General features: G+C 37.8%; 9 protein-coding genes. 5 read left to right on the forward strand and 4 right to left on the reverse strand.

The genetic code is table 11. The features are described 5' to 3' along the window. Positions 1–23: 23 nt before the first annotated feature. Together HMPREF0013_RS0105600 and HMPREF0013_RS18350 are read left to right on the forward strand one after the other, a co-directional pair. A complete protein-coding gene (locus HMPREF0013_RS0105600; RefSeq protein WP_000553831.1) occupies positions 24–320 on the forward strand; it encodes a hypothetical protein in 297 nt (98 codons plus the stop codon). A 54-nt stretch (positions 321–374) separates the two neighbouring features. Then, on the forward strand, positions 375–1,424 hold the full coding sequence (locus HMPREF0013_RS18350) for a DUF932 domain-containing protein (RefSeq protein WP_000951143.1): 1,050 nt from the start codon (positions 375–377) through the stop codon (positions 1,422–1,424). 265 nt (positions 1,425–1,689) lie between these two features. Here HMPREF0013_RS18350 and HMPREF0013_RS18355 read toward each other — a convergent pair whose 3' ends face one another. Beyond that, entirely contained in the window at positions 1,690–2,571 is an 882-nt protein-coding gene (locus tag HMPREF0013_RS18355; RefSeq protein ID WP_002117267.1) for a copper resistance D family protein, read from the reverse strand. A gap of 67 nt (positions 2,572–2,638) precedes the next feature. Beyond that, positions 2,639–3,019 (reverse strand): copper resistance CopC family protein, encoded by a 381-nt coding sequence (locus tag HMPREF0013_RS18360; RefSeq protein ID WP_000689221.1) that lies wholly within the window; start codon positions 3,017–3,019, stop codon positions 2,639–2,641. A 281-nt stretch (positions 3,020–3,300) separates the two neighbouring features. On the opposite strand from HMPREF0013_RS18360, the gene HMPREF0013_RS18365 reads away from it, so the two are divergent. Further along, positions 3,301–5,640 (forward strand): heavy metal translocating P-type ATPase, encoded by a 2,340-nt coding sequence (locus tag HMPREF0013_RS18365; protein ID WP_000349577.1) that lies wholly within the window; start codon positions 3,301–3,303, stop codon positions 5,638–5,640. A 77-nt stretch (positions 5,641–5,717) separates the two neighbouring features. Here HMPREF0013_RS18365 and HMPREF0013_RS18370 read toward each other — a convergent pair whose 3' ends face one another. Together HMPREF0013_RS18370 and HMPREF0013_RS18375 are read right to left on the reverse strand one after the other, a co-directional pair. After that, positions 5,718–7,094, reverse strand: coding sequence for a heavy metal sensor histidine kinase (locus HMPREF0013_RS18370; RefSeq protein WP_000149039.1), 1,377 nt, complete (start codon positions 7,092–7,094; stop codon positions 5,718–5,720). Further along, positions 7,084–7,767 carry a heavy metal response regulator transcription factor gene (locus tag HMPREF0013_RS18375; RefSeq protein WP_001221580.1) on the reverse strand — a complete coding sequence of 228 codons (684 nt, stop codon included), beginning with the start codon at positions 7,765–7,767 and terminating at the stop codon, positions 7,084–7,086. Before HMPREF0013_RS18375 ends, HMPREF0013_RS18370 begins: the two co-directional genes overlap by 11 nt. Positions 7,768–7,916: 149 nt before the next feature. Here HMPREF0013_RS18375 and HMPREF0013_RS18380 point away from each other — a divergent pair, with 149 nt between their 5' ends. Next, on the forward strand, positions 7,917–8,258 hold the full coding sequence (locus HMPREF0013_RS18380) for a hypothetical protein (RefSeq protein ID WP_000853608.1): 342 nt from the start codon (positions 7,917–7,919) through the stop codon (positions 8,256–8,258). Between the two features lie 83 nt (positions 8,259–8,341). Then, positions 8,342–9,562 (forward strand): multicopper oxidase domain-containing protein (locus HMPREF0013_RS18385; protein WP_005804278.1); only part of this gene is annotated, 1,221 nt, incomplete at its 3' end.

The raw sequence follows: 9,562 nt of genomic DNA on the forward strand, positions 1-9,562 counted from the left end.
CCTTTTATTGAGAGGAGACGACTATGCATCAATGTCCTTACTGCCATTCGAGACATCTGAAATTACTACGGCAGTCAGAACAAAGCCATCAAGGTGTATTTGCAAAACTTTCATCATTCTCCCCCATGTCTCTGGCAGCAGCCTGTATGCAATTGTCAAAACGTAGTCCTATTCACCCACTAGTCGGTGGCTTTGTTGGTTTAGTTGTAGGGGGCATGTTTCTGCTCTACGTCCAGCATCAAGACAATACAGTGTCCTTGCATTATCAGTGTGAGCAGTGTCTGCAACATTTTGAAATCCAGCAATCAAGCTTTTCTTAACTTCATCCCAAACTCTTAATCAAATTATTTAAATCACTTAATAGGAAAAACATCATGGCACATCAAGTTGAAACAATGGCTTTTGTAGGTCAAACCCCTTGGCATGGTTTGGGCAATCAACTCACTAGAAATCAACCTTTAGAAGTATGGGCACAACAAGCAGGGATGGATTGGCGAATTGAATCATCCAATGTCAGCTATATGACAAAAAATGAACGTGGACAAAACATCATCATGCCGTATGAAGATCAGAGAGTCCTTTATCGTTCAGATACTCATGCGCCGCTATCAGTGGTAAGTCAGCGTTATCAGGAGGTGCAACCGATGGAGATATTAAACTTCTATAAAGACCTGACAGAACAATCAGGCTTTGAACTGGAAACAGCAGGGGTATTGAAAGGTGGTCGTAAGTTCTGGGCACTGGCTACGACTGGACAATCAACAGCACTGAAAGGAAAGGATGTGAGTAATGGTTATATCCTTCTGGCAACAGCATGTGATGGGACATTAGCCACCACGGCGCAATTTACAAGTGTACGTGTGGTGTGTAATAACACCTTAGCGATTGCCTTACGTGGGCAGAATAGTAGTGCAGGTGTGGTGAAAGTTCCACACAGTACCAAGTTTGATGCTGAAAAGATTAAACAGCAATTGGGTATTTCGGTTCATGCATGGGACGAGCACATGTATGAAATGAAGCAGCTCAGCCAGCGTAAAGTCACCCAGCAGGAAGCAGCAGCTTACTTCGATGCAGTGTTCAATAATACAAACCTGAATATTGCTGAACAAGATGAAAGTATCATTCAGTTCTACCGTAATGTAGCTACGCCTAAACAAATCAACTCATCCAAAACCGACAATAAAACTGAGCCAAATGGACGTGCGATGTCTAAGGTCATGACCATGTTTAACGGGCATGGTCGTGGTGCCGAGTTAGCTTCAGCTAAAGATACGGCGTATGGACTGCTTTGTAGTATTACCGAGTTTGTTGATCATGAGCGACGTGCGATCTCAAAAGATCACCGATTAGATTCAGCATGGTTTGGGGTAGGAGCCAACCTTAAACAACGCGGGCTGGAACAGGCACTAAGAATGGTTGTATAAGTTATGATTATTTGTTTAAGTTTATTTATACATGAATTACAGAAAATCATGTAATTAATTTATAAAAACATGGGCAGATTATGGGGTAAGTAATTTTACCCCTATATTTTAAAAGATCTGAGACTCTACAGTCTTACACTACACTCTACTTACAATAGTAAAGCTTATGGAGTTAGAAAAAATATCAAGGATTGAACCAATGATGAAATCAAGCAGAATCAGATAATTTTTTTCATTTTACTTTTTTAAATTACTATATACCTATTTAATCAATTCCCACTACAGTTGTAATATATCCAGTCGTTAAAAGGATCATTAGGCCTAATGACATTTCAAATAAAATGGCATAGCCCAACTGTCTGGCAAATTTCGGGTCTTGTAAGCGAGGGGTAAAATACCATTTGTTGAAAGCAGCTAATAATAAAATGCTTAGAACAAATGCGATCTTAATAATAAAACCATGCCCATAAGGAGTATTTAGTAGAGTATTGAAATCTTTAATGAGTAACAGAGCAATACTAGCACCACAAGCGAGTAGTATTCCCACAACAAATGCTGCGATTCTCCCAAATAAGTGCATGCGATCTTTTAATGGAAGACCAGTAATTTTTTTACTTGTTTTCCATAAAGGAAAAAGTGATCCCATCCATAAGGACATTACAAGGACATGTATTGATAATAAGAATTGAGCGAAAAAGGGCAAGTTTGTGACATGGCCTAATTGTGAAAAACTAAAAACCATGGGGATAATTAGGATGGTAAAAATTGTTCCTTCTACTTTGGAAACTTGGATAGTCCCTTTACTAAGCTTTACAATCATAAATAACAATAAAAGTGCAAAACTAACTGAGCGGATGATATGGATATGCCCAGTGGGAGTATTTATTAAGATATTAATGTAGTTACTGTCCCACATTCCTGAAAGACCTGTATTGGCAAAACTTCCTATAAGAACAAAGAAGCCTAAAGTGCTTGAAATAAAGCCTAATCCTGCACCAATAGTAATGTACTTTAGAAGAGTTTCCCTGATTTCTACATAACGTCCCAGTAGAAAATAGCTAAAGGCACCACCAACAACAAATGCTATTCCTAAATATAAAACGACTTTAATCAGCCACGTTGCATATATCCAAGTTTCAGGATTCATATTTTTCCTCCCTGCGATAGCAATATGCCAGCAAGCTGCTGGCATATAGACTATTGATGCTCTATAGTTATTTCGCTGATTTAATAGTGAAGCTATATTCGCCATTCATGTTATGGCCATCAGTACCCATTGTGGTCCAAACCACTGTGTATTTACCTTTCTTAAGTTTAGGTACTGCTACTTCAAATGATTTTTTTAAATCATGAGTTATCTGATAAGTTAAAGGGATGTCTTTACGTTGAGCATCAAGTAATTTGACATTCATTAACATGACTTCTTCACCAAAATTTAAAGTTATATTTTTTGGCTGACTTGCTACAGATGCATTAATAGCTGGAGTGGCACTTTCAAGTTTGACATGAGCAAATGCGCTTGAAGCAGCTACAACCATAGTCGCACCTACTAGTACATTACGTAGAGCTGACACTTTATTTTGGAAAATTTTCATTTCATCACCTTTTAAAAATTAGTACGTGCTAAGTAATGACCCAGTGAAATTCCTAAATTGATCGAGTTGGTCATCACTCTTTGTATGCTTATTATTTAAGAAAGAGAGCAACGTCTTGATGACTCCAAAATTACATTTTTGTCATTTTTAGAATTAAAAACTCAAAAGTGTTACACTGACTTTATCAAGAATAATGTTCATTAAATACTCAAATAATCAGAAATGTATTTCTGCACGAAGGTAATTAATTTTTTAAAATCAAATATGAAGGAGGTTTCTATATGGACCATCATCATGAAAAGAAAACTATAAATAACGTACTAAAGGATCCTGTCTGCGGCATGGCTGTAACAGAAGAATCTAAATTTCATGAACAAGTTGGCAATAAGACTTTTTACTTTTGTAGTGAAAAATGTCAGATAAAATTTAAGCATGATCCTACTTTTTACATTGCTAAAGAAGATAGATCTGTTTCCGAAAATGTCTCTCTAAATAAGATGGATACACACTCAGATAGTGTAAATACCTCATCAATTTATACTTGCCCAATGCATCCGGAGATCCGACAAAATCATCCTGGTAACTGTCCGATTTGCGGTATGTCACTAGAACCATTACTTCCCAATCTAGATGAAGCCGATGATAATCCTGAACTTAAAGATTTCAAAAGAAGATTTTGGTACACCTTACCGTTAACCCTCATTATCATATTTTTGGCGATGTTTGGTCATCAGTTGAACTGGTTTGAGATGAAGGTACAAAGCTGGATTGAACTTGTTCTTACTTTACCTATCGTCTTTTGGGCAGGTTGGCCATTTTTTGTTAGATGTTGGCATTCAATTTTAAATCGTAGTCCGAATATGTGGACTTTAATTGGAATTGGGACTGGAGCTGCATTTATTTATAGTGTCGTTGGAACCCTAGCCCCACAAGTTTTCCCAGCGTCTTTCATCTCTATGGGGCGTGTTGCTGTATATTTTGAGGCAACAGCCGCAATTATTTCACTGACCTTATTAGGTCAAGTTCTTGAGTTAAAGGCACGTTCGCAAACTTCGTCAGCAATAAAATCTTTACTTGGGTTGGCACCGAAAACCGCAAGAAAAATTAATGAAGATGGCACAGAGGAAGATATCCCACTTTCCCATGTACATGTTGGAGATTTACTGAGAGTACGACCAGGTGAGAAGGTCCCCGTTGATGGAATAATTACAGAAGGTTCAAGTTCTATTGATGAATCAATGTTAACGGGAGAGCCAGTTCCAGTAACAAAACGTATAGGTGACCAAGTAATCGGTGCGACAATGAATATGAACGGTTCATTAGTGATACGTTCGGAAAAGGTCGGTTCTTCAACAGTACTTTCACAGATAGTTCAAATGGTAGCGCAAGCTCAGCGTTCTAAAGCCCCTATGCAAAGAATGGCAGATCAGGTAGCTGGCTGGTTTGTACTGGTGGTGATCGGTATATCTATCCTTACCTTTTTTGGGTGGGGAATATTTGGACCAGAACCGAGTTGGGTATACGGACTAATCAATGCTGTCGCAGTTTTAATTATTGCTTGTCCGTGTGCTTTAGGATTAGCCACACCAATGTCAATCATGGTGGCAACGGGTCGTGGTGCATCCAATGGCGTACTCTTCCGTGATGCTGCAGCAATAGAAAATTTACGTAAGATTGATACATTAATTATTGATAAAACAGGGACCTTAACAGAAGGTCGCCCCTCATTTGATAAGGTCATTGCTTTATCTGGATATGAAGAAAATGAAGTTCTCAGATTAGCTGCCAGCTTGGATCAAGGTAGTGAACATCCATTAGCGGATGCAATTGTACAGGCTGCCCGTGAAAGAAATCTTGTACTAACAACACCAACATCTTTTGAGTCAGGTTCTGGAATTGGTGTTAAGGGTGAGTTAGATGGACAACAATTATCATTAGGCAATACAGCTTTAATGGAACAACTCGGCATATCAGTTGATACATATATCCCTCAAGCTGAGCAATTAAGAGCAGAAGGCGCAAGTGTTATGCATTTGGCTGTTGATGGGACGCTCGTAGGACTATTGGCTGTTTCAGATCCAATCAAAGTCAGTACACCTGAAGCTGTGCATGCTCTGAAGAATTCTGGATTAAGAATTATAATGGCCACAGGAGATGGTTTAACTACTGCAAAATCAGTTGGAGCTAAATTAGGTATTGATGAAGTTTACGGAGAAGTTAAACCAGCAGATAAACTGGAACTGGTTAATAAATTACAAAAAGAAGGAAGAATGGTTGCAATGGCAGGTGACGGTATCAATGATGCCCCAGCTTTAGCTCAAGCGGATATTGGTATTGCAATGGGGACTGGAACAGATGTGGCTATGAATAGTGCTCAAGTCACTTTAGTCAAAGGTGATTTACGAGGTATAGAGATCGCTCGCTCCCTGTCAGAGGCCACTATTAAAAATATGAAGCAAAACCTGATGTTTGCATTCCTTTATAATGCATTAGGCATCCCTTTAGCCGCGGGTATTTTATATCCATTTACTGGTTGGCTACTTTCTCCTATGATCGCAGCTTTAGCAATGAGCCTAAGTTCAGCATCGGTTATTGGTAATGCTTTAAGGCTACGTAGTTAAGAAAGGATCATTTTCTGACTACTCATAATTTTTTAGATACTGGAAATGAGTAGTCAGTTGTCTTTTATTTACAAAAATTAGTTTTTAAAAGTTATTTTAAAAACTATCCGACCGTTGTTATAGTCTGCTTGAATCGTTGCGCCATGTACATCAAGAATTGACTTGGTAATTGCTAGACCTAAACCTGTGCCTTCCTCAACTCTTTGTCTGGATGCATCCGTACGGTAAAAACGGTCAAATAATCGATTCAGCTGTTCAGATGTTATTGGTGAGCTTTCATTTTCGATTGTGAATATAGTGGTATCAATATTTTGTCGGCAATTAATCTTAATTATTGAATCAGGTTTACCATATTTGATCGCATTTGATAGTAAATTACTCAGTGCACGACGTAACATTGAGGGATCGCCTTTTACGTATCCTTGTCCACTTTGTTCTAGGGACATTCCCTTTTCAGCAGCGATAGCATCATAGAAGTCAAATAAAGCAGAAATCTCTTTTACTAGGCTGACCTGTTGTAGGTTTGGTAAGTGTAGGCCATGCTCTGCCTTTGCAAGAAATAACATATCTGAAACCATTCGAGCCAAACGTTCAAACTCTTCCAGATTAGAAAAGAGGACTTCCTGATAAGTATTAATATCCCGACTACGAGATAAACATACTTGAGTTTGAGTCATTAAATTATTAATAGGTGTTCTAATTTCATGGGCCAGATCAGATGAAAAATCTGAGAGTTTTTCTACAGCCGTTTCTAGCCGATCTAACATATCGTTAAAGGCTATGGCTAATGATTTTAGTTCAGTGCGTGTATTATCGACCGCTAATCGTTCAGATAGATGCTGAGCTGAAATGCCTTCTGCAACTTTTGCCATTTTCTGAACTGGACGTAAGCCCCTCCATGCGGCAAACCAACCTAAAAACATTAAACAAATTGTGCCCACAACTCCGATATATAACAATTGTCGTCTAAAGTCGTTTAAAAAATGTTGATGTTCGGAGGTATCGATTCCAACAATAATTTGAGCAGTTGGAACACTCATATTTTTATCAAACGATTTTTTATAAACTAAGCCACGGTATGTTTTATTTTGAATTTCCCACTCTATCCAAGGGATATGTTTAGACTTTACTAATGTTTGAGCCTTTATAACGGCAGGTGCTGAACTAAAAATGATTTGGCCAGTTGGGCGTTCAATCTGGACAATTAGATCATGATGACCAACTAAAGCATCTTTTAAATATATCTTTAGTTCATCGGTGTTTTTCGGATTCTGTTCCAGTAAATTTTCTAAAAGCTGAATTTTCCCTTCTAGCTGAGTGCGGTCCTGAGTTTCAAAATGATGCATAACAAGCTGATGAATGACCAGCCCCATAATCATTAAGATAATAATGGTAGATAATGAAAAAATGATCGCAATACGGAAACTGATCGCATTAAACAGTTTATGAGTCATCTTCTACCTCTAAGACATACCCCATTCCGCGGATGTTTTGGATCAACTTAGGACTGAAATTACTATCTATTTTATTTCTTAGACGTTTAATAGCGACTTCTACAACATTGGTATCACTATCAAAATTCATATCCCATATTTGAGAAGCAATAAGAGCACGAGGTAGAATCTCTCCACGTCTACGCATAAATAATTCCATCAATGCGAACTCTTTAGCTGTAAGGTCAATTCTTTGTCCAGCACGTGTGACGCGACGTTTACGAAGATCAAGTTCAAGATCAGCAATTGTAATAATATTGCTATCTTCCTTTTGTTGACCGCGACGAAGTAAGGTTTTAATTCGGGCAAGAAGTTCTGCAAAAGCAAAAGGCTTAACGAGATAATCATCAGCTCCTAGTTCCAGGCCTTTAACTCTATCTTCAATTTGATCACGAGCTGAGAGAAAAAGGATAGGCATAGTTTTGCCACTTTTGCGAATATCATTAATGATATTCCAGCCATCTAACTTCGGTAACATTACATCTAGTATAATTAGATCGTATTCTTCTGAAAGAGCTTGATGTTTACCTGATAAGCCATCTGTAACCCAGTCTGTAATATATCCTGCTTCAGAAAGACCTTGCTTTAGATAATCACCAGTTTTTTGTTCATCTTCAACTAGTAAGATTCTCATTTATTAAGCCCCGTATCGCATATTAAGACCATAATAACGTTATAAATACAGGATGCGATGTAGATTACAAAAATGTCATTTTCAAGTCACATAGATGTCCGGTTCCAACCTATAAGTTAGTTATATAAAATTTATTTTTGGAGCAATCAATGAAAACTCTATTCCGTCGTGGCTTAACTGCTTTTATGTGTGTTGGGACTTTAATTGCTGGAAGCCAATCTTGGGCTGCTGATGCTCAACAGAAAAATACTTTAAGTACAGAAGTTAAAGTAAATTCAAAAGCGCAAGAGAAATGCAAAAAACCTTGTGATATGAAAGAAGATAAGGAAAATCAACAGAATCATAGTCAGCATGATCACAGCCAAATGTCTGATATGTCCCAAATGGACCATTCTAAGATGATGAATATGGACCATTCTAAGATGATGAATATGGATCATTCTAAAATGGGTGAGATGGACCATTCTCAAATGAATATGCCAAATAAATAATTAATACGCGAAATAAGATATTGAGGGAAAAGTATTTTATCCACCTGCTTAGCCCTCAATTAACTATAGATAGGTGAAAATAAATGTCTAGAAAATTAAGTCATGTCCTTTTAATAGGAGTCGGATTGTTTTCGTCGACTTGGGTTATGGCAGCGGTTAAAGAATATGATTTAACAATTGCTGAACAGACGGTGAATATTACAGGAAAGCCTCTAAAACGAATTACTGTAAATGGTAAGTTTGTTGCGCCTCTTCTTGAGTTTGAGGAAGGCGATGATGCCGTTATTCGTGTACACAACAAGTTGAAAAACCAAGATTCTTCAATTCATTGGCATGGTTTAATTTTACCTGGCATCATGGATGGAGTACCTGGGTTCAACCAGTTTGATGGTATTGCACCAAATAAAACCTATGAATATAAATTCAAGGTTCGTCAGAATGGAACCTATTGGTATCACTCGCATAGTAAAGGTCAAGAGCAAGATGGTCTGTATGGCCCTTTAGTCATTTATCCCAAAAATAAAGTACCTTTAACGGCCGGAGAAAAAGCTGATAGAGATTACGTAGTCTTACTCTCTGATTTTCACAACTCTACTAGTGGTCAGATTATGAGTAATCTCAAGAAAGAAGCTGATTACTACCAGAATCGAAGAGAAACAGTTTTTGATGTTTTTAGGCAGATTAAAAGAGACGGTTTAAAGGCAACATGGAAAGATCGTTCCATGTGGAATCAGATGCGAATGCTTAAGACAGATATGTCTGATGTAACAAACTATACGTTTTTAATGAATGGTAAGACTCCAGAACAAAATTGGACTGGAAATTTTAAAGCTGGAGAAAAAGTACGTCTTCGGTTTATTAATGCCTCGGCAATGTCTTTGTTCGATGTAAGAATTCCTAATCTGAAAATGACAGTAGTCAGCGCAGATGGACAACCAGTAAAACCCGTGCCAGTGGATGAATTCCGGATAGGAACAGCTGAGACTTATGATGTTATTGTAGAACCGAAACAAGCAAATTATCAGATTGAAGCTGAATCTATTGATCGAAGTGGTTTTTCTATTGGTACATTACATGATGAAAATACTTCACTTGTAAAAAGTACTACGATGCCGACACCTCGTCCCCGTGCTTTACTGACGATGGAAGATATGGGAATGGACCATGATATGTCTTCAATGAAAGGTATGGATCATGATATGTCTTCAATGAAAGGTATGGATCATGATATGTCTTCAATGAAAGGAATGGATCATGATATGTCTTCAATGAAAGGTATGGATCATGATATGTCTTCAATGAAA

This window comes from Acinetobacter sp. SH024 (assembly GCF_000163635.1).
GTDB lineage: Bacteria > Pseudomonadota > Gammaproteobacteria > Pseudomonadales > Moraxellaceae > Acinetobacter > Acinetobacter pittii.

Coding starts and splice junctions, on each gene's coding strand:
- HMPREF0013_RS18360 (WP_000689221.1), bottom strand. CDS start 3,019: ATGAAAATTTTCCAAAATAAAGTGTCAGCTCTACGTAATGTACTAGTA.
- HMPREF0013_RS18380 (WP_000853608.1), top strand. CDS start 7,917: ATGAAAACTCTATTCCGTCGTGGCTTAACTGCTTTTATGTGTGTTGGG.
- HMPREF0013_RS0105600 (WP_000553831.1), top strand. CDS start 24: ATGCATCAATGTCCTTACTGCCATTCGAGACATCTGAAATTACTACGG.
- HMPREF0013_RS18365 (WP_000349577.1), top strand. CDS start 3,301: ATGGACCATCATCATGAAAAGAAAACTATAAATAACGTACTAAAGGAT.
- HMPREF0013_RS18355 (WP_002117267.1), bottom strand. CDS start 2,571: ATGAATCCTGAAACTTGGATATATGCAACGTGGCTGATTAAAGTCGTT.
- HMPREF0013_RS18375 (WP_001221580.1), bottom strand. CDS start 7,767: ATGAGAATCTTACTAGTTGAAGATGAACAAAAAACTGGTGATTATCTA.
- HMPREF0013_RS18350 (WP_000951143.1), top strand. CDS start 375: ATGGCACATCAAGTTGAAACAATGGCTTTTGTAGGTCAAACCCCTTGG.
- HMPREF0013_RS18370 (WP_000149039.1), bottom strand. CDS start 7,094: ATGACTCATAAACTGTTTAATGCGATCAGTTTCCGTATTGCGATCATT.